Source organism: Bacillus sp. FJAT-42315 (assembly GCF_002797375.1).
Taxonomy (GTDB): domain Bacteria; phylum Bacillota; class Bacilli; order Bacillales; family Domibacillaceae; genus Bacillus_CE.
This window is the reverse complement of the sequence record NZ_KZ454941.1, coordinates 1256503-1274866: the sequence shown is the minus strand read 5'-3', so window position 1 is coordinate 1274866 and position 18364 is coordinate 1256503. Positions and strand designations below refer to the sequence as shown.

Here is an 18364-nt window from a genome sequence, read left to right as displayed (position 1 = left end):
AAAAATGGAGATAAATATTCTCTCAATGCAAAAAAGAAGATACCCTTATTAGAGTATCTTCTAAATAAAGCAACTAAATTAGCTGCGTAATTCAGCACCAACTTTTTCTTTTAATGCTTCAAGAACGCCGTTGTGGACTTTGACTACTTCTTCGTCTGTGAGTGTTTTCGCTGGGTTTACGTATGTTAATGTGAAAGCAACGGATTTTTTACCTGGCTCCATATGCTCGCCTTCGTATAGATCAAATACGTGAACTCCTTTCAGCAAGTCACCGCCCGCTTCCTCGATGACTGCTTGCAGTGCTCCTGCTTCTGTTTGGCGATCGACAACGAGTGCGATATCACGAGTAATCGATGGGAAACGTGGAATCGGCTCGTAAGCAACCGCTTCTTTTTCCGCTCCAAGAAGGGCATTCAACTTTAATTCAAACACGTACGTTTCTTTTACATCGAGATCTTTCGCTTGCTGCGGATGCACTTGGCCGACAAATCCGATGAATTGGCCATCTAATTCAACGGCTGCTGTACGTCCTGGATGCATGCCTTCGATCTCTGCTTTTTTATAGGCGATGCGTTTCTCTAAGCCTAAACGAGCGAATAAGCCTTCAAGTACACCTTTAGCTACGAAGAAATCGACTGCTTTCTTTTCTCCTTGCCAAGCGTTTTCTTCCCATAGTCCAGTAATTGCACCAGCTACATGCTCACGTTCAACAGGTAATTCACCCTCGGCTTCTTTTAAGAACACAGAACCTACTTCATAAAGAGCTAATGAGTCGATTTGACGTGCGTTGTTATAAGCAACAACTTCAAGCAATTGCGGAACAAGGCTTAAGCGTAAGAACGCACGCTCTTCACTCATTGGCATTGCTAAAGCAACCGGCTGACGAGTTTCTAACGCGTATTGAGTTGATTTCTTCTCACTCGTTAAAGAATAAGTGATCGCTTGGTTTAAGCCTGCCCCTTCTAAATAACGGCGAACGACGCGACGCTTTAATTGATAATCAGTTAATCGACCTGGCTTTGATTCACCTGTTGGAAGCGTCGTTGGCAAATGATCGTAACCGTACATACGCGCCACTTCTTCGACTAAGTCTTCCGGGATCGTGATGTCACCGCGACGGGTTGGAACGGTCACGATGAATTCATTATTGTCTGTCTGTACTTCGAACTGCAAACGACGGAAAATATCTTCCACTTCGGCTACTTGTAAATCCGTACCGAGGACACGATTCAATTTTTCTAGCGTAACGGAAACGACTTTCGGCTCTGCAGACATTTCTCCTGTTACAACACGACCAGAAAGGACTTCTCCACCCGCTAGCTCGACCATTAATTGAGCCGCGCGATCAGCAGCTGCTTGCACGCGATTCGGGTCCACGCCTTTTTCAAAACGAGCACTTGCTTCTGAACGAAGACCGTGATCTTTGGATGCTTGACGAACACGTTGACCGTCAAAATAAGCCGATTCAATTAGAATCGTTGTCGTATCTGCTTGCACTTCAGAGTTCGCTCCGCCCATTACACCAGCAATTGCGACTGGTTCTTGGCCGTTTGTAATCACTAAATGCTCAGCCGATAATGTACGTTCTGCCTCATCCAATGTAATAATTTTTTCGCCTTCTTGAGCGCGGCGAACAACGATTTCTTTTGAGCCTAAACGATCATAATCAAATGCATGAAGCGGTTGACCGTACTCTAATAAAATATAATTCGTAATGTCAACAACATTGTTATGTGGACGAATGCCCGCTGCCATTAAGCGAGTTTGCAACCAAAGTGGAGACGGAGCAATTTTGACATTTTTAACGACACGAGCGATATAAATTGGGTTATCTTCCTTTGCTTCAATGCGAATGTCGATATGCCCTTCTGCTTTTTCGCTTACTTCTTGCACGTCTGTCACAGGAAGCTTGACGTTTGTGCCAAGAATAGCTGCTACTTCATAAGCAACACCTAGCATGCTTAAGCAGTCAGAACGGTTTGGCGTTAACCCAAGCTCTAACACTTCATCATGTAAGTTCAACTGCTCAAGAGCGTCTTCTCCTGGTGTCACTTCATTCGGGAACACGAAAATTCCTTCTGAAAATTCTTTTGCTACTAGCTTGCTTTCAATGCCAAGTTCTTGCAGCGAGCAAATCATTCCATGAGAAGCTTCACCGCGAAGCTTTGCTTTTTTAATTTTGAAATTGCCAGGAAGGACAGCGCCTACTTTTGCAACAACGACCTTTTGACCTTTATCAACGTTAGCTGCACCACAAATAATTTGAACCGGCTCTTCCTCACCGACATCGACTAAACATTTATTTAATTTATCAGCATTCGGATGCTGTTCACGCTCAAGCACATGACCGACAACGACATTTTTAATGCCTTCGCCTAAGTGCTCGACTCCTTCTACTTCAATTCCGCTACGAGTAATTTTCTCTGCTAATTCTTTTGCGGGCATTCCGCCAAGATCGACGTACTCGCTCAGCCATTTATATGAAACGAACATTGTTATTTTCCCTCCTAATTATTCATGTACCGAAAATTGTTTTAAAAAGCGTAAATCATCTGTATAGAATAGACGAATATCATCAATGCCATATTTCAGCATCGCAATTCGTTCTGCTCCCATACCGAATGCAAAGCCTGTATATTTCTTCGAGTCGTAACCAGCCATTTCAAGCACGTTCGGATGTACCATTCCTGCTCCTAACACTTCAATCCAGCCCGTCTGCTTACAAATATTACAGCCTTTTCCACCACACATACAGCTGACATCTACTTCTACTGATGGCTCAGTGAATGGGAAGAAGCTTGGACGCAAACGAATTTCGCGATCTTCACCGAACATTTTTTTCACAAAAGCTTGAAGCGTTCCTTTTAGATCGCCCATGCTAATGTTTTCGTCAACGACAAGACCTTCAATTTGCATAAATTGATGAGAATGTGTTGCATCGTCATTGTCGCGGCGGAATACTTTTCCTGGACAAATGATCTTCACTGGGCCTTTTTCTGTATTATTCTCCATCGTGCGCGCTTGCACGGGAGATGTGTGCGTACGAAGTAAAATATCTTCTGTGATGTAGAAAGAATCCTGCATATCGCGTGCTGGATGACCTTTCGGAAGGTTCAATGCTTCAAAGTTATAGTAATCCTTTTCCACTTCTGGTCCTTCTGCAACAGCATAGCCCATGCCGATAAATAAATCTTCAATTTCTTCGACTACTCGTGTTAACGGATGGTGATTGCCTGTTTTCACTGGACGACCTGGAAGCGTAATATCGATTGTTTCTTTTGCTAGTTGTTCTTGAATCGCTTGTTGCTCTAAAGTTGTTTGCTTTGCTTCGATCGCTGAAGCAATCGCTCCACGTACTTCATTGGCAAGTGCCCCCATTTTCGGACGCTCTTCCGCCGATAATTTCCCCATGCCTTTCAATACTTCTGTCACAGGTCCTTTTTTTCCTAAATAAGCGACACGAATGTCATTCAGCTGTTTTAAGTCTGCGGCTGTTTCAATTTGAGCCAGCGCTTCTGTTTGTAATTTCTTTAATTGCTGTTCCACAGTGTAACTCCTCCTTTTTTATTGGCAAAAAGCGCTTTCGGGTAGTGAACACAAAAAAGCCCCGTCTCCCGAAAAGGGACGAGGCTTTGGTCGCGGTACCACCCTTATTAACATACACAACATATGTTCACTTCATTGATGTAACGGTTCTTCACCGGGGCATCTTTACGCCTATGGCGGTCCTGATGCCGGCTCAAGAGGTGAACTTCGCTTACCGTTTCATAAAAGTGCTTTCAGTCTTCGGCACTTTCTCCCTGAAAAAAACTAGCGTAAACTACTCTTCTCTATCATTGCCTTTTGCCTTATACAATTTGTTCTTATTATAGTACATTTTCGCTCAAAAGTTCAAACGTTTTTCAATGAATGTTTAAAATGATACAGCAACACACCAGCGGCAACCGCCACATTTAACGATTCACTGCCGCCGTAGATCGGAATGAACACATTGCTTGTCGTCTCTTTCAACAGCGATTCATTAACACCACTGCCTTCATTCCCAACAAGAAGAGCAAAAACATCTTGTACTTCCGCTTCCCGATAATCAGTCGCTTGCTGTAAAGATGTTCCGAATACTGGAATTTGCTGATTTTTTAATTGTTGAATCGCTTCATCAAGTGGCATTTGAATGAGCGGCAAATGAAAATGACTGCCTTGCGCGGCGCGAAGTACTTTCGGATTGTAAGGGTCGGCACAACCTGTACCTAAAACCACACCATCTAGACCTGCAGCATCCGCTGTGCGAATCATCGTCCCGATATTGCCTGGATCTTGCACCGCATCAATAAGTAAATACGTCCGACCGATGAAAGTCTCCGGCAATGGGCGTTTACGACAAACGGCAAACACTCCTTGGTTCGTTTCTGTATCGGCCAGCTCCTTCGTAACCTCCGCTGTCACCAGCGTCATTTCAACCCCATCCATATTCCAATGGGCAGGCAAAGAAATATCTTCTGACACAATGACTTCCACGATTTCTTCTTTATGCTTTAACGCCTCTTCCACTAAATGAAGACCTTCTAGCAAATATAGTCCTGTTTTTTCTCGCTCTTTTTTCGTTAACAGTTTCTTCCACTGCTTCACTTGAACATTTTTCGTTGATTGAATAAATTTCACTGTTTCCGCTCCTTTAATGCGTAAGGGTTTTCGTTTCATTATAGCTTATTTTTTTCGCATATTAAATGACAGCTCAGGAGAAAGTAATAAAGACTATGCGAAAAGGAGCGATTTGGATGAACTTTAATTTACGGCAAGCTGTGTTAAACAATGTTACGGGCAGTTCCCAGCAACAGCTAGAGCAAACGATTGTCGATGCCATTCAACGAAATGAAGAAAAAATGCTTCCCGGTCTTGGTGTGCTATTTGAAGTATTTTGGCAGCACGCTGAAGAACAGGAGAAGCAGCACATGCTACAAACATTAGAAACAGGATTAAAACAATAAGTCTAGAAAGGGCAGTCAGGTTTCTCCTGATCGCCCTTTTTTTGTGTGTAACGATGGGGATAATGTGCGATTGATTCAAGATAACTCACCTATACTCGATGCTTGTTTAAACATAAGATAAAGTAAGGTGTTCTTGATGTATACGATGAATTAAGTAATACCTTTTATGCATTCGAAAAGGGGGGAAATATTATGGCTTATAAATCAAAGAAACGTAAAAAAAGAGGTTCTAACAGCTGTGTTCACAAGATGTGTATCTATAAACCAAAATATGTAACAATCTCTTGTGGAGATGATCATCATCATACAAAAGGAAAAAAATGCGGATGTTCTGACTAACAGCTAGACTTCAAAAAAAGCAAACAAAGATCATCATTTCACTAATAAATATGCGATTGATTCAAGTTATTCATCTATACTCAACGCTTGTTTAAACATAAGATAAAGTAAAGAAGCTTAACAGCCTTCTTTCAAAGGAGGTGAAACCTTATGAGTTCTAAATCACACGGACGCAAAAACGTAACTTTCAACACTTGTATCCACAAACTGAAGATTAAAGAAGTGAAACATTTAACAATCAATTGTAAAGATTGTGGTGGTCACGGAAGACCTTTCACTGCTGACGACCTAGAAGATTATTAAAATAGAGGAAAAGCAGGCAATTTACTTGTCTGCTTTTTCTTTATTAAAGCCCATTTCTTAATCCTTTTACCTATTTTGGTTTTTTGTCCAGTTCATGACTACCTTCATCAGAATATAGTAGTCATGAAGTATAAGACTAAATGAAGGGATCGAAAATGAATGACTATGCCTAAGTTACCAAATGATCTGTACGAAGATCGGGAAAATGCGATTAATTCGTTATTAGCTTCCATTGCTTTAGAGGAACTAGCCCTTGCCCATGTAATCAATGCAGAGGCTGAGAAAATTCAAAGAGTAGTTGGGACATTGAAGCCTTACCCAGAGCATCCTCCTTGCTTAGACGATTTATTAGATGTGAATGAAAGTGTACAAGAAACATTACAAAAAGTGATTATTAAAGAAATCATACTATTATTCAAATTAGAAGCTGTTCTCAAAGTCCCTGACCCTTTGGATTTCTTTGAATCCTGTTGTCACGAAGAATAGAATAACAAGTGTTTTGTTAGCTAAAAGAAAGCCATCTCGTTGCCGGGTCATTTTCTAGAAATGATTGAGATCGTAACAAAGATTGTCTCTTTCTATATAATAGTTGGTTTTCTTGCAATAGCTCATACATTTCTTTCCTTTCTTCTGTTGACAGCGATAAAGAATTGACTATTTCTTTCATTTGAGCCATTTGATTAGATAAAAGCGCTGAATGATTACACCCTTCAATGAAACAAGGACCATCTATTTGTTCAAAATATTTAATCCAGCGCTTATTTTTTTTTAATATCAATCTTTGTAGCTGCGCAATTTCCATATTCGTATAAACAATGAACTCTTTCAATATTTCCTCTTTCCCCACATAGTGACATTCAGCTTCAGCTAATTGAACCAACGCTTCTATTAATACTAAAAAGGATTGGTCTAAAGATTGAACAGAGCGTAAGAAGGATTGTTGGTGCTTTCCATCTGTTAACATGAATGATGTCCTTTTCCTTTACAACATTTAGGACAATGGGGTTTATCAGGTGTACTGGGGAGAAAATCAATCACACTTTCTAATTTTTTAAGCAACAACCACTCTTTCATAACAACTGTTTCGATTAGACTCTGAACAGATTTATTAAATTTGATGATCTCATGATTATTAGGTTTCGTTGGAAAATCCAAACATTCACCTACAAATGCTTGGATTTTTTCCGCTTCTGCATTAAGGATATGTGATAAAGCAATTTCCTCTAGTGCAATCGATTCTAGTAAATCGATGATAACTTCATGCTTATCAGGACGATGGGGTTCTTTAGGGATGGACGGCATGCTCATAACGGTTTCACTCCTTTTTCGGATTCTCTAATTAATGTATTAATCATCCGAAAAATAAGTTCCTTTACTGATCTTCTATTTCATCATAAGCAATCAATACGATAGTTTCTCCCATTTCATGACGCAGTTCTTTCTCTAAAGATTGAATCTTATTTAGTTGATGTTCATTCAGTGAAGCAATTGGATAGTGATCATTATTTGTCATAACAAGTCCCTCCTTTTACGACTTAGTCTTACCTTTTTTCCTAGCGTTATGCTTATGTAATGACTCCATAAGAAACTGGCTACTAGACACTCATCTAGTAGCCAGTTCTGTGTTGTTTTACCAACCGCCATGGCCATGACCAGAATGGTGTGGGTGATGGTGGTGGTGACCATGGTGATGGCCATGATGATAGTGTGGATAATGATGGTGGTAGTGTGGATAGTGGTGCGGATAATAGTATGGATGATGGTGATGATAATACGAATGATGATAGTAAGGCTGTTGCCTTTCATCTACAAAGTCAAAAAACTCTTGTTCACCGAAATATTGATTCCACATAATTACTCTCTCCTTTATATGTTTTACTGTGCTTAATAAAAGCCTCCGTATGGGTATCCGTAGTAAGGAGATCCATAGTAGGGATATCCATAATAAGGAGCATATAATGAACTAGCTAACAAGCCACCGGTAAAGCCACCTAAGAAAGGACCTCCCCAAAATGGACGACCGAACCCGAAGCCAAAAGGCCTTCCAAAACCAAATCCTGGTCTACCGAAGCCAAACCCAAACGGTCTTCCAAAGCCGAATCCTGGTCTACCGAAACCAAATCCTGGTCTACCGATAATTCTTTCATCTTCTTGCACTCCATGAGGCATAGCTGACAAGCCATCATTCATGACAAACACTCTTCCTTTCCATCTTAATTAGCAACTTCGCCTTTCCATTAATATGCTATGCATTGAATCGAAAGAGGGCGATGGCCTTTCTAAAAAATAGGTAATCGCCTAATAAAAAAAAAACGACTCTTCATCATAAAGAGTCGCTCGTTCGCTTTAACTTGAAAGACTGATACATAAAAAATCCCATCGTACTAAACATTACACCTAAAAAGATCGGAAGCTCCCATATACCAAGACCGAAGCTGTTTTCATGTGCGACTTGCACACTTTGATAACTTGCTAATACCATAAAAATAATAATTTCCGTTTTAATCACATTGAGCATCATTCGCGAGTTGCGATATTGGGATTCGACATTTTCTTCCGTTAAACCACTATAATTATGTAAATGTGGCACTCTTTCTAACAAAGTAAGACCAATCCATAAAAGAGAGGCCATAATTGGCAAAAACCAAATCATCCCCTTGCTTCCCCAACCATCTGCTTCTCCAGTAATCCCAAAATGAATGGGTACTTGATTCGGCAAGTCGCCCCATTGAATCAATAGATAGATCACATTCATCATAAGCAGTAGCAAAGACAAGGTAGTAGAGAGCTTTTCAAAAGTTGTTTTAGGAATATTTAATATTGGTTGATTCTCTAGCTTCATAATTCCTCCTTACGGGATAAGCACTCATTACTTCCTCTTCCGTTACCAATTCTTTAATAATCGAATTTCCCATCACACATCTCCTCTATATATTATAAATGAATACCCCAACCCATTTACTACCATTATATCAAAAAATGAAAGCTGATTAACATAGGCACTACATAAAAAAAGCGTGATGAACAATTCACTCGCTCATCACGCTTTTTAAAATAAATTTCAATCGCTTTTCTTAGTCAAACGTAATTTTGTTCACCGTATCGCGGTCTAGGCGCAGGATGACTTCACCTAAAAGCTTGACGGCATTTTCGTAGTCGTCACGGTGAAGCATCGCTGCGTGCGAGTGGATGTAGCGAGTCGCGATGGTAACAGATAAGCTTGGAACTCCACCTGCTGTCACATGGATCGCTCCTGAATCTGTACCGCCACCAGCCATAGCATCGAATTGATACGGAATTTCTAGCTCATCTGCCACATCTGTGACAAAATCACGTAATCCTTTATGAGACACCATGGATGCATCATAAAGAATAATTTGTGGACCTTTGCCCATTTTGCTCATCGCTTCTTTTTCAGAGATGCCTGGCGTGTCCCCAGCAATACCTACATCTACACCGAAAGCGATATCTGGCTTAATCGTTTGAGCCGCTGTTTTCGCTCCACGCAAACCAACTTCTTCCTGTACAGTTCCTACACCGTATACAACATTTTTATGTTGCTTGTCCTTCACATATTTCATAACGTCGATCGCAATCGCACAGCCGATACGATTATCCCATGCTTTCGCTAACAACATTTTTTCATTGTTCATCACAGTGAATTCGAAGTAAGGTACGACCATGTCGCCTGGACGAATGCCCCATTCCATCGCTTCTTCTTTACTTGAAGCACCGATATCAATAAACATGTCTTTAATTTCCACCGGTTTTTTACGAGCTTCTGGCGGTAAAATATGTGGAGGCTTTGAACCAATGATTCCAGTTACATCGCCTTTTCTCGTGACGATTGTCACGCGTTGAGCAAGCATTACTTGGCCCCACCAGCCGCCGACTGTTTGGAAACGAAGGAAACCTTTATCATCGATTTGAGTAATCATGAAGCCGACTTCATCTAAGTGACCCGCTACCATGATTTTCGGTCCATTTTCATCGCCTGCTTTTTTAGCAATTAAGCTTCCCAAGTTGTCTGTTGTGACTTCATCTGAAAGCGGCTCTATGTATTTTTTCATGACAGCACGAACTTCACGCTCGTTACCCGGAATCCCTTTCGCATCTGTCAATTCTTTCAGCATCGTTAATGTTTCATCCATTTTTGGCATGGAAAAGCCTCCTTTATCAAAAAATGTGTATCCATTTAAGTATACGCATGTTTGCTCAAATATTCAAAATTTGCGGTTAGCAATCTTCATTTGACACCTGAAGATCCAAACCCTCCTTCTCCTCTCTCAGAAGTAGACAACTCTTCCACTTGAGTGATCGTTACCGTTGCCACAGGTGCAATCACCATTTGAGCAATCCTTATGTGCTTCTCTACTTTAAAATCTGCCTTTCCATGGTTAATGAGAATGACTTTAATTTCCCCTCTATATCCTTCATCGATCGTGCCTGGGCTATTTAATACCGTCACCGCATGCTTTAACGCTAAGCCGCTTCTCGGTCTCACTTGCGCTTCCGTTCCTTGTGGCAACTCAATGCTAATTCCTGTGCTAATTAATTCCGCTTCTCCTGGCTTGATCACTTTTTCTTCTGCGGAAAACAAATCTAACCCTGCATCTCCTACATTCGCTTGGAATGGTAAAAGAGCCTCATTATGTAGTAATTTGATTTTTAAGTTATAGTTCATTGTAACATTTCTCCTTATTCTTTATGAAAAATACGCAAGCAATCCAAGGTCGATCACTGCTAATATCGGCATCCCATATTTAAAGGAAGCATGCTTCGTTTTATGCCGGTGCGTCTGCATCGCTACCCAACTGCCAACCGCTCCACCAGTGAATGCTAACAACCATAGCGTGAACTCACTCGTCCGCCAAGCTCCGCGTTTCGCCTTCCTCTTATCATTTGCCATAACCGCATAGCTAATGACATTGATGAGAACAAAATAAATGAACAAATTGTATCTCCTCCCAGCATTTATTGTATCAAACATTTCGCTTTTCAGAAATCATTGGGCTTTTGCTAAGTTGATTCACTTTATTACTGACTCGCTCTGGCTTTTTACTGAATCTAACGACTTTTTTATTGAGTCGTAGCTCACTTTTACGAAGTCCCCAACTTTCTACCCAAAATAAAAAATCAGACGCGCCGAAGCGGTCTGATTTTGAACAAAAATTATTTGTTTAATTGAGCTTTTGCAGCGTCTGCTAATTGAGCAAATGCTTTTTCATCGCTAATTGCTAAGTCAGCAAGCATTTTGCGGTTCACTTCGATTTCAGCAAGCTTTAAACCGTGCATTAAACGGCTGTAAGAAAGACCGTTCATGCGAGCTGCTGCGTTGATACGAGTGATCCAAAGCTTACGGAAGTCACGTTTTTTCTGGCGACGATCACGGTAAGCATATTGTAAAGATTTCATTACTTGTTGGTTTGCAACTTTATATAAACGGTGTTTAGCACCGAAAAAACCTTTTGCTAATTTAAGAACTTTTTTACGACGTCTGCGAGTTACTGTTCCGCCTTTTACGCGTGGCATAATATTTCCCTCCTATAATGGTTCCTAGTCTTACTTCAAGTTGTCTAACATGTGACGAATGCGTTTGAAATCGCCTTTAGATACAAGCGTTCCTTTGCGAAGCTTACGTTTTTGTTTCGTAGATTTGTTGGCAAATAAGTGACTTGTGTAGCCATGAGAACGTTTTAATTTACCAGAACCTGTCTTTTTGAAACGCTTAGCTGAGCCGCGGTGGGTTTTCATTTTTGGCATTTGTAATTCCTCCTCAAACTTATTGCTTTTCGTTTTTAGGTGCTAAGATTAAGAACATACTGCGACCATCCATTTTTGGTTTAGTCTCAACAGTAGCTACTTCCTCACAAGCTTTTGAAAAACGCTCAAGAACGCGTTGTCCAATTTCCTTATGAGTAATCGCACGTCCCTTGAAGCGGATTGAAGCTTTCACTTTATCCCCTTTTTCAAGGAATTTGATGGCATTGCGAAGTTTCGTACTAAAATCATGCTCTTCAATCGTCGGGCTAAGACGAACTTCTTTAAGATTAATGATTTTTTGATTTTTACGAGCTTCTTTCTCTTTCTTCTGCTGTTCAAATTTGAACTTCCCGTAGTCCATAATACGAGCTACTGGCGGTTTCGCATTTGGGGCAACAAGCACAAGATCAAGATTAACGCGTGAAGCAATTTCGAGCGCATCGAATTTTGATTTAATTCCTAACTGCTCTCCATTTTGGTCAATGAGACGGACTTCACGGGAACGAATTCCCTCGTTTACAAACATATCTTTGCTAATAATTAGCCACCTCCAAGGTTTATTAGAATACACATATATTCACGAATACACATTAACGTTAACTGTTTAAAGGCAATAAAAAATGCGGGTATATGAGCATACCCGCATTGAAACAGCCGCATAGTGGCCATTAATCATTACATTCAAACCTGCCAACTGCTTGGCGCGTCAATCAGGTGAGAAGCGGGTGCTTCTGCTTGTGTATTCTGTTCACCTTAGTAACTATATCACAACGAATCATGTTCGTCAATTCATTGTCATCAACAAAAATTATATTAACAAAGCTTGAACAAAAGATCAAGGACTTTTTTTAAATTACCCTTTTTTCGCTTCTTTCTTAATCATTTCTAAGAAGTTATCGAAAACGATTGTTTCTGATTTTTGTTCACCATACTTTCGAACGTTAACTGACTTCGTTTCGATTTCTTTATCACCAACAACAAGCATGTACGGTGTTTTTTGAATTTGTGCTTCACGGATTTTGTAGCCGATTTTTTCGTCGCGATCATCAAGCTCTGCGCGAATGCCTGCTGCACGTAAACTTTCTTGTACTTCCTTCGCATAATCAAAATGAACGTCCGCAGACACTGGAATCACTTGAACTTGAGTCGGCGCTAACCATGTTGGGAATGCACCTTTGTATTCTTCAATTAAGAAGGCAACGAAACGTTCCATTGTCGATACGACTCCACGGTGAATAACAACCGGACGATGCTGCTTTCCATCTTCGCCGATATATGTTAATTCAAAACGCTCTGGCAATAAGAAGTCTAGCTGAGCTGTTGATAAAGTTTCTTCTTTACCTAACGCTGTTTTCACCATTACGTCTAACTTGGGACCGTAGAATGCCGCTTCACCTTCTGCTTCATAATAATCAAGGCCCAGTTCATCCATCGCTTCTTTCAGCATGCTTTGTGCTTTTTCCCACATTTCATCATCATCGAAATATTTCTCTGTATCAGCAGGATCACGGTAAGACAAACGGAAAGAGTAATCGTTCAAGTCGAAATCTTTATACACTTCAAGAATTAATTGAACAACACGTTTGAATTCTTCTTTAATTTGATCTGGACGAACGAAAATATGAGCATCATTCAATGTCATTCCACGGACACGTTGAAGTCCTGAAAGCGCTCCTGACATTTCATAACGATGCATTGTACCTAGTTCAGCGATGCGGATCGGCAATTGACGGTAAGAGTGAATGCCATTTTTATAAATCATCATATGATGCGGGCAGTTCATCGGACGAAGCACTAGCTGCTCATTGTCCATTTCCATCATCGGGAACATGTTTTCTTGATAGTGTTCCCAGTGACCGCTCGTTTTATATAACTCCACACTTCCCATTACTGGTGTATAAACGTGATTGTAGCCAAGGCTTTCTTCTTTATCAACGATGTAACGCTCAACAATACGGCGAATCGTTGCGCCTTTTGGTAACCACATCGGCAAACCTTGACCGACTTTCATCGAATTCATAAATAAGTTTAACTCTTTACCGATTTTACGGTGGTCACGCTCTTTCGCTTCTTCAAGCATTTGCAAATGTTTCTTCAAGTCTTCTTTTGTGAAGAATGCTGTACCGTAAATACGTTGTAGCATTTTATTATTGCTATCTCCACGCCAGTACGCACCTGCAATGCTTAATAGCTTAAATTCTTTAATTTTGTTAGTGGACGGAACATGAACGCCACGGCAAAGATCGGTAAAATCACCTTGCTCATACATTGTCACTGTTTCCTCTTCAGGAATCGCACCGATCAGTTCAATTTTATATTCATCGCCAATTTCTTGGTAAAACTTCAGCGCTTCATTGCGACTTACTTCTTTACGAACAACTTCAATGTTTTCGCCGATGATTTTCTTCATTTCTTTTTCGATTTTCGGTAGGTCTTCTGTTGAGATCGATTCATCTAAATCGATATCGTAATAAAATCCACCTTCGATAACTGGACCAACACCTAATTTCACCTTTTCTGCGCCATAGACACGTTTAACCGCTTGAGCCATTAAATGCGCTGTGCTGTGACGCAAAATTTCTAACGCATCTTCATGGTCTGGTGTCACGATTTCTAAACTTCCATCTTCTTCAATCGGTGTGCGTAAATCGAATAATCGGCCATTCACTTTACCAGCTAATGCTTTCTTCTTTAACCCAGGGCTAATCGATTGGGCAATTTCTTCTGTCGTTGTTCCTTTAGAAAACTCCTTGATGGACCCATCAGGGAATGTAATTTTCATCATGTCAGACATTACTTCCAGCTCCTTCTTTTTCATAAAAAATAAAAAAACCCCACCCCTTCAATTTAATGAAGGGACGAGGTTTTAATCGCGATTCCACCCTACTTTTCCAACAAAAAATGTTGAAATCTCCAGTTCAGATAACGGCTGCTGCCGGCGGTCCATTACTAGCAAAGCTTGCGTTCACGGCCGTGGTTCAGAGGTGGTAAGTGTTTTTTTCGTGTTAGGAAAGTTTCAGCCTAGCTCTCCCTCTCTGAAAACCGTAAAAAAAGACTCGTGTCCTCGTCATAACCTGTCGATATTTATCATGTATGTACGTTATTATAGAACTTCCTTACATGAAAATCAATAGGGCTTGTTCATTATTTCCGACGATTCTGACCCTTCATTTCCACTGGCACCGTTAAATATCGAATCCGCTCCATCACTCGCTTCGCTTTCAACTCTTCCTTTTCTCCACGCTGCGAGTACGTTAAATGGTGCTCTAATTCAGAGTAGCTAAAGTTCGACGTAAAGAAAGTAGGCAACCCTTCTAGCATCCGAAATTGCAAAATCGTCCCAAGAATATCGTCACGCATCCAGCTGGACATAGATTCCGCTCCGATATCGTCAAGCATTAGCACTGGTGCTTTTTTCACAACCTCAAGCTTACTATTCATCGATTGATCGTTAAAAGACTGCTTCATTTCCCGAATAAATTCTGGGAAATAGACGATAAGTGAGGAAACATTTATTTCCGCCAAATCATTGGCAATTGCTCCGAGTAAGTATGACTTACCAACGCCAAACGAACCGTGAATATAAAGACCTTTCGTATGCTGATCTTTCTTATACGCTTCTGTAAATTTTTGCGCCGTTTCAATTGCCTGCCACCGATCTGGATCTTGAAGATCTAAATTTGTAAACGTCGCATGTAAAATATCTTTGGGCACGTAGATGCTATCGATTAATTTCTCATTTTTGCGTTTTTCGTCGTCACGAATTTTACTCCGACAGCGATGGTAATCAATATCAATAGCTCCCTGGCGCCACACGAGCTTCGGTTCAAAGCCTTTCACGACATTGATACAGCCATCAAGGTTTGGGCATTTATCACAGGAAAAGCTTTGCGATTTATATTCATACAATTTCATTAAGTTTTTATTGATCACATTTGATGAAATCTCTTGCTCATGCTCTTTAATAAATTGTTGAATCGATGGATCATTTAAAATTTCTTTTCGCATGTTTTCATAACGTGTTTGAAAATCAGGAGAACTCGTCAATCGTTTCATCGTTTCATCTATTTTCTTCATCTTGTTTCACCTGCCTTTTTAATCGATTATTTTTGATCCTCTCTTCTAATTCACGCCTTTTCGCTGCAATAGCAGCTGACTCTTTCTCGGCAGGCTTCTCTGTTTCTTCCGTTTCATGAAACCATTCAGGTAGCTTTTCCGTACGAATGGCCGCTTTTTTGCTTGGCTGCTTTTTATTTTGCGCCCAGTCTAAATATTGACGATGCTCACTTTTCGCCAAATCCATCGCATCTTTCACTGTTTTCACTTTTTTCCTCGCCCAGTGAGAGGCGATTTTCTCCACGTAGCTTTTCGTCATTTTCATATCGGTCTTCAAAAGTACATATTGAATGAGGACATTGACGACACCTGCTGGCAGCTTATGCTGGAACATCACACCTTCAATGACCTTTAAATCAGATTTCGATGGCAAACTTCCCGAAATATCAATGAGTATTTGCCTTGGAGATGTTGTTTCTAAATAATGCATCAATTGTTCTTCTTGCGTCGTCGGCTCATGCTCCACTGTTCGTAACGGAACTGGTTGTACGAGGTAAATAAGTTCAGGAAGTTCACTATTCTTCTCTAGCTGATACCAATCGCGCGCTGATTTCCGCAGCACTTCTAGGTCAATCTCATCCTTTTCATCCATCGAGGATAAAAGTAAATTTTTCATCTCCAGTGGTTCAATACCATAAAGAACAGATAATTTCGCAATCGTTTCCTTTACAGAGGGCGTCAATATGACTTTCGATAGCATCGCCCCTTTTAAGGCACTTTCAAGAAGACTGAAATCAAAGGTGTCCTCAGAAAGCGAAACCCCTTTACCTTCTGCCTTAGAAATAAATTGTTGGCTTTGAGAAATTTGACTGACCTCAATTGCCTCTTCGTTTATCATTGTTTGTCCAGCAGAAAACACTTCTTGAAAGTCTCTCGTAACATCATGATATTCTGTTTTTGGGACGAACTGATCAACAAAGAATTCCTTTAACCGTTGAAAATGCGAACGACCAATTTTCCGGTAAAGAAATACATTCAGCATGCCATCATGAAAAAACTGCTCCGCTGTTAGCGGCGGCTGCAATTCATAAATAAATTCGCGAATGTCGTCTCTTTTTTTGGCGTATGTTTTTAATAAACCAAGCGCTTCTAGCTTGAGACGTTCTTTATATATCTCTTCCAGACTCATATCCATCAAGTTCATTAAATAATAATGATTGGACACGCGCGCAACGAGACGGTTCTTTTCTACTTCCGCCCATAATGTCATATACAAACTAAAGCATTTCGCACCGATTAATGGCTGGTACAGAAATGTTAATATTTTACGATCCGCTTCATGGAGTACCCCGCTTAAGCAAGACTTGTACTCATCGACGGGTTGAATTTCATTCCAGTGTAGGGTCATCGTTATCTAACCTTTCGATGAAAAAAGCTAGAGCACTGTCTGCCTCCAGCCTGTTATTTCACTTTTTTAATTAATTCTTTCAACTCATCCAAAAAGACGTTAATATCTTTAAATTGACGATATACAGAGGCAAAACGAACGTAAGCGACTTCATCTACTTCCGCTAAACGGTCCATCACCATCTCGCCAATCTTATCTGAATCGATCTCTGAATACCCTTGGCTACGAATTTCCTTCTCTACATCAAGAGAGATCTTTTCTAACTGCTCAAGCGGTACCGGGCGTTTTTCACATGCTTTCACTAATCCACGTAGCATTTTATCCCGGTTAAATTCTTCTCGCATACCTTCCTTCTTCACGACAATCAGCGGTAAATCCTCTACCTTTTCAAACGTTGTGAATCGGTACGCACAAGATTCACATTCCCGCCGCCGCCGAATCGACCGACTATCATCTATCGGTCTAGAATCAATTACACGTGTGCCATTGTACTGACAAGCCGGACATCTCATCGTATCAACTCCGATTTATTTTATCTTATATTTATCCTATCATATAAAAAAGAAGCAGAATGCACAAGAAAAGAAGGGTTATTTCAATAGGAAAAGGTGTATGCTTATGTCGCATACACCTTGTTTTTGTTAGCTTATAGTTGCTTTTTCTTTCGCTTGTACAGGGCCCATTCCACGAGGCAATTCAATCGTTTCGCGCGTTTCTGCCTCTAAAGCCTCCGCAATGTAATTAGCAGCGATATTTGGATCTAAATCTCCGCATGTATATACGTCAATGCTTGCGTATCCATGCTCAGGGAAGCTATGAATCGTTAAATGAGATTCGGAAATAATGACTACTCCACTAACTCCTTGTGGGGCAAATTTATGAAAAGCTACCTCGCGAATTTCTGCACCTGATTTTAATGCAGCATCCACAAAAATTTGCTCAATTTTCTCCATATCATTTAATTTTTCTAAGTTACATCCCCATAGTTCTGAAATTACATGACGACCCATTGTTTCCATGATCGTTTCCCCCTTTTACAATGATTTTTTTCACCATAGGCTTTTGTAAAAGTGATAACTACCACGGGGGAAAGTTAGTCCGAAGAGGTCCTAACCCTTTAAGTAGCTATTTTGTTTCACGAAAATTAGTATACTTTGATCTGTTCAAATTTGCAACAGCCATTTTGAAAGTTTTTTTATTATTATGCAAGGGGGATGCGGACGAAAGATTCGAACGGCCGCTTTTATAGTATAGCCGCTAACTGACGATTTACCCCTCATTAACGGGCTGTAAGACCCCCACCTCAACATGGCAGAAGAAGTGCAGATCTGTAGGTGGGGGATCAACAGCCCGTAAATGCCCGATTGGTTCAACTAACAATCAGTGGAGGATGAAGAAAACCTCCACTGATTGAAGTTTCACTTTATCATTTTCAAGCACAACAAAGTAGGCTTGAGTAAATATCTCAAGCCTACTTAAATTTTGATGGAATTAAGCCGTTACTTCAGCT

23 protein-coding genes and 3 other annotated features are annotated in these 18364 nt (G+C 40.5%); of the genes, 4 read left to right on the top strand and 19 right to left on the bottom strand.

Going from position 1 to position 18364, the window contains the following annotated elements; translation table 11 throughout:
• Positions 1 to 78: 78 nt before the first annotated feature.
• The 3 genes from pheT to CEF22_RS06030 form a co-directional block, all read right to left on the bottom strand.
• A complete protein-coding gene (gene pheT, locus CEF22_RS06040) occupies positions 79 to 2493 on the bottom strand; it encodes a phenylalanine--tRNA ligase subunit beta (protein WP_100402146.1) in 2415 nt (804 codons plus the stop codon).
• Between the two features lie 18 nt (positions 2494 to 2511).
• The gene (pheS, locus tag CEF22_RS06035) at positions 2512 to 3546 is read right to left on the bottom strand and encodes a phenylalanine--tRNA ligase subunit alpha (protein ID WP_100402145.1); all 1035 of its coding nucleotides are present in this window, start codon (positions 3544 to 3546) and stop codon (positions 2512 to 2514) included.
• Positions 3547 to 3617: 71 nt separating this feature from the next.
• Positions 3618 to 3846, bottom strand: a binding site (T-box leader).
• Between the two features lie 45 nt (positions 3847 to 3891).
• Positions 3892 to 4659 (bottom strand): TrmH family RNA methyltransferase, encoded by a 768-nt coding sequence (locus CEF22_RS06030; RefSeq protein ID WP_100402144.1) that lies wholly within the window; start codon positions 4657 to 4659, stop codon positions 3892 to 3894.
• Between the two features lie 116 nt (positions 4660 to 4775).
• Between CEF22_RS06030 and sspI the strand changes: the two genes are divergently transcribed.
• From sspI to CEF22_RS06020, 3 genes are all read left to right on the top strand, one after another.
• Complete coding sequence (gene sspI, locus CEF22_RS06025) at positions 4776 to 4985, top strand: small acid-soluble spore protein SspI (RefSeq protein WP_094835357.1); 210 nt, start codon at positions 4776 to 4778, stop codon at positions 4983 to 4985.
• A 489-nt stretch (positions 4986 to 5474) separates the two neighbouring features.
• A complete protein-coding gene (locus CEF22_RS18470) occupies positions 5475 to 5627 on the top strand; it encodes a hypothetical protein (RefSeq protein WP_157843180.1) in 153 nt (50 codons plus the stop codon).
• Positions 5628 to 5786: 159 nt separating this feature from the next.
• Entirely contained in the window at positions 5787 to 6113 is a 327-nt protein-coding gene (locus tag CEF22_RS06020; protein ID WP_100402143.1) for an alpha-helical endospore appendage domain-containing protein, read from the top strand.
• A 16-nt stretch (positions 6114 to 6129) separates the two neighbouring features.
• On the opposite strand, the gene CEF22_RS06015 is transcribed toward CEF22_RS06020, so the two are convergent.
• The 3 genes from CEF22_RS06015 to CEF22_RS18655 all read right to left on the bottom strand — a co-directional run bounded on the left by CEF22_RS06015 (position 6130) and on the right by CEF22_RS18655 (position 7140).
• On the bottom strand, positions 6130 to 6591 hold the full coding sequence (locus tag CEF22_RS06015; RefSeq protein ID WP_100402142.1) for a hypothetical protein: 462 nt from the start codon (positions 6589 to 6591) through the stop codon (positions 6130 to 6132).
• Entirely contained in the window at positions 6585 to 6935 is a 351-nt protein-coding gene (locus CEF22_RS06010; protein WP_198508029.1) for an alpha-helical endospore appendage domain-containing protein, read from the bottom strand. Before CEF22_RS06010 ends, CEF22_RS06015 begins: the two co-directional genes overlap by 7 nt.
• Before the next feature lie 64 nt (positions 6936 to 6999).
• Positions 7000 to 7140 carry a hypothetical protein gene (locus CEF22_RS18655; protein ID WP_198508028.1) on the bottom strand — a complete coding sequence of 47 codons (141 nt, stop codon included), beginning with the start codon at positions 7138 to 7140 and terminating at the stop codon, positions 7000 to 7002.
• 149 nt (positions 7141 to 7289) lie between these two features.
• On the opposite strand from CEF22_RS18655, the gene CEF22_RS18465 reads away from it, so the two are divergent.
• Positions 7290 to 7481: a hypothetical protein gene (locus CEF22_RS18465; RefSeq protein ID WP_157843179.1), complete on the top strand. Its 192-nt coding sequence runs from the start codon at positions 7290 to 7292 to the stop codon at positions 7479 to 7481.
• Between the two features lie 30 nt (positions 7482 to 7511).
• Here the strand turns inward: CEF22_RS18465 and CEF22_RS06000 are convergent, their stop codons facing one another.
• The 13 genes from CEF22_RS06000 to speD form a co-directional block, all read right to left on the bottom strand.
• The gene (locus CEF22_RS06000; RefSeq protein WP_100402140.1) at positions 7512 to 7817 is read right to left on the bottom strand and encodes a hypothetical protein; all 306 of its coding nucleotides are present in this window, start codon (positions 7815 to 7817) and stop codon (positions 7512 to 7514) included.
• Between the two features lie 133 nt (positions 7818 to 7950).
• Positions 7951 to 8469, bottom strand: a complete 519-nt coding sequence (locus tag CEF22_RS05995; protein WP_100402139.1) for an SdpI family protein — start codon at positions 8467 to 8469, stop codon at positions 7951 to 7953.
• A 232-nt stretch (positions 8470 to 8701) separates the two neighbouring features.
• Positions 8702 to 9787 (bottom strand): M42 family metallopeptidase, encoded by a 1086-nt coding sequence (locus tag CEF22_RS05990; RefSeq protein ID WP_094834382.1) that lies wholly within the window; start codon positions 9785 to 9787, stop codon positions 8702 to 8704.
• An 86-nt stretch (positions 9788 to 9873) separates the two neighbouring features.
• Positions 9874 to 10311, bottom strand: coding sequence for a dUTP diphosphatase (dut, locus tag CEF22_RS05985; protein WP_100402138.1), 438 nt, complete (start codon positions 10309 to 10311; stop codon positions 9874 to 9876).
• Positions 10312 to 10332: 21 nt separating this feature from the next.
• The gene (locus CEF22_RS05980) at positions 10333 to 10581 is read right to left on the bottom strand and encodes a DUF1294 domain-containing protein (protein ID WP_442857357.1); all 249 of its coding nucleotides are present in this window, start codon (positions 10579 to 10581) and stop codon (positions 10333 to 10335) included.
• Between the two features lie 218 nt (positions 10582 to 10799).
• The gene (rplT, locus tag CEF22_RS05975) at positions 10800 to 11159 is read right to left on the bottom strand and encodes a 50S ribosomal protein L20 (RefSeq protein WP_095477526.1); all 360 of its coding nucleotides are present in this window, start codon (positions 11157 to 11159) and stop codon (positions 10800 to 10802) included.
• 30 nt (positions 11160 to 11189) lie between these two features.
• On the bottom strand, positions 11190 to 11390 hold the full coding sequence (gene rpmI / locus CEF22_RS05970) for a 50S ribosomal protein L35 (RefSeq protein WP_041097707.1): 201 nt from the start codon (positions 11388 to 11390) through the stop codon (positions 11190 to 11192).
• 19 nt (positions 11391 to 11409) lie between these two features.
• Positions 11410 to 11931: a translation initiation factor IF-3 gene (gene infC, locus CEF22_RS05965; protein ID WP_198508097.1), complete on the bottom strand. Its 522-nt coding sequence runs from the start codon at positions 11929 to 11931 to the stop codon at positions 11410 to 11412.
• A 67-nt stretch (positions 11932 to 11998) separates the two neighbouring features.
• Positions 11999 to 12133: a sequence feature (ribosomal protein L20 leader region), on the bottom strand.
• Positions 12134 to 12243: 110 nt separating this feature from the next.
• Positions 12244 to 14184 carry a threonine--tRNA ligase gene (gene thrS, locus CEF22_RS05960; protein WP_100402136.1) on the bottom strand — a complete coding sequence of 647 codons (1941 nt, stop codon included), beginning with the start codon at positions 14182 to 14184 and terminating at the stop codon, positions 12244 to 12246.
• A gap of 57 nt (positions 14185 to 14241) precedes the next feature.
• Positions 14242 to 14470 (bottom strand) — a binding site (T-box leader).
• 64 nt (positions 14471 to 14534) lie between these two features.
• Positions 14535 to 15467, bottom strand: a complete 933-nt coding sequence (dnaI, locus tag CEF22_RS05955) for a primosomal protein DnaI (protein ID WP_100402135.1) — start codon at positions 15465 to 15467, stop codon at positions 14535 to 14537.
• The gene (locus CEF22_RS05950; RefSeq protein WP_100402134.1) at positions 15451 to 16854 is read right to left on the bottom strand and encodes a replication initiation and membrane attachment family protein; all 1404 of its coding nucleotides are present in this window, start codon (positions 16852 to 16854) and stop codon (positions 15451 to 15453) included. The genes dnaI and CEF22_RS05950 overlap by 17 nt, the downstream gene beginning before the upstream one ends.
• Before the next feature lie 53 nt (positions 16855 to 16907).
• Positions 16908 to 17366 (bottom strand): transcriptional regulator NrdR, encoded by a 459-nt coding sequence (gene nrdR, locus CEF22_RS05945; protein ID WP_095477516.1) that lies wholly within the window; start codon positions 17364 to 17366, stop codon positions 16908 to 16910.
• 129 nt (positions 17367 to 17495) lie between these two features.
• On the bottom strand, positions 17496 to 17873 hold the full coding sequence (gene speD / locus CEF22_RS05940) for an adenosylmethionine decarboxylase (protein ID WP_094834373.1): 378 nt from the start codon (positions 17871 to 17873) through the stop codon (positions 17496 to 17498).
• Positions 17874 to 18364: the final 491 nt, after the last annotated feature.

Excerpts from the sequence above, each read along its gene's own strand:
- dut (WP_100402138.1), bottom strand. The coding sequence starts at position 10,311 with ATGAACTATAACTTAAAAATCAAATTACTACATAATGAGGCTCTTTTA.
- thrS (WP_100402136.1), bottom strand. The coding sequence starts at position 14,184 with ATGTCTGACATGATGAAAATTACATTCCCTGATGGGTCCATCAAGGAG.
- rpmI (WP_041097707.1), bottom strand. The coding sequence starts at position 11,390 with ATGCCAAAAATGAAAACCCACCGCGGCTCAGCTAAGCGTTTCAAAAAG.
- CEF22_RS18470 (WP_157843180.1), top strand. The coding sequence starts at position 5,475 with ATGAGTTCTAAATCACACGGACGCAAAAACGTAACTTTCAACACTTGT.
- pheT (WP_100402146.1), bottom strand. The coding sequence starts at position 2,493 with ATGTTCGTTTCATATAAATGGCTGAGCGAGTACGTCGATCTTGGCGGA.
- nrdR (WP_095477516.1), bottom strand. The coding sequence starts at position 17,366 with ATGAGATGTCCGGCTTGTCAGTACAATGGCACACGTGTAATTGATTCT.
- CEF22_RS06010 (WP_198508029.1), bottom strand. The coding sequence starts at position 6,935 with ATGAGCATGCCGTCCATCCCTAAAGAACCCCATCGTCCTGATAAGCAT.
- rplT (WP_095477526.1), bottom strand. The coding sequence starts at position 11,159 with ATGCCACGCGTAAAAGGCGGAACAGTAACTCGCAGACGTCGTAAAAAA.
- CEF22_RS06000 (WP_100402140.1), bottom strand. The coding sequence starts at position 7,817 with ATGAATGATGGCTTGTCAGCTATGCCTCATGGAGTGCAAGAAGATGAA.
- CEF22_RS06020 (WP_100402143.1), top strand. The coding sequence starts at position 5,787 with ATGACTATGCCTAAGTTACCAAATGATCTGTACGAAGATCGGGAAAAT.
- CEF22_RS05990 (WP_094834382.1), bottom strand. The coding sequence starts at position 9,787 with ATGCCAAAAATGGATGAAACATTAACGATGCTGAAAGAATTGACAGAT.
- dnaI (WP_100402135.1), bottom strand. The coding sequence starts at position 15,467 with ATGAAGAAAATAGATGAAACGATGAAACGATTGACGAGTTCTCCTGAT.
- speD (WP_094834373.1), bottom strand. The coding sequence starts at position 17,873 with ATGGAAACAATGGGTCGTCATGTAATTTCAGAACTATGGGGATGTAAC.
- CEF22_RS05950 (WP_100402134.1), bottom strand. The coding sequence starts at position 16,854 with ATGACCCTACACTGGAATGAAATTCAACCCGTCGATGAGTACAAGTCT.
- sspI (WP_094835357.1), top strand. The coding sequence starts at position 4,776 with ATGAACTTTAATTTACGGCAAGCTGTGTTAAACAATGTTACGGGCAGT.
- CEF22_RS06015 (WP_100402142.1), bottom strand. The coding sequence starts at position 6,591 with ATGTTAACAGATGGAAAGCACCAACAATCCTTCTTACGCTCTGTTCAA.
- CEF22_RS05995 (WP_100402139.1), bottom strand. The coding sequence starts at position 8,469 with ATGAAGCTAGAGAATCAACCAATATTAAATATTCCTAAAACAACTTTT.
- CEF22_RS18655 (WP_198508028.1), bottom strand. The coding sequence starts at position 7,140 with ATGACAAATAATGATCACTATCCAATTGCTTCACTGAATGAACATCAA.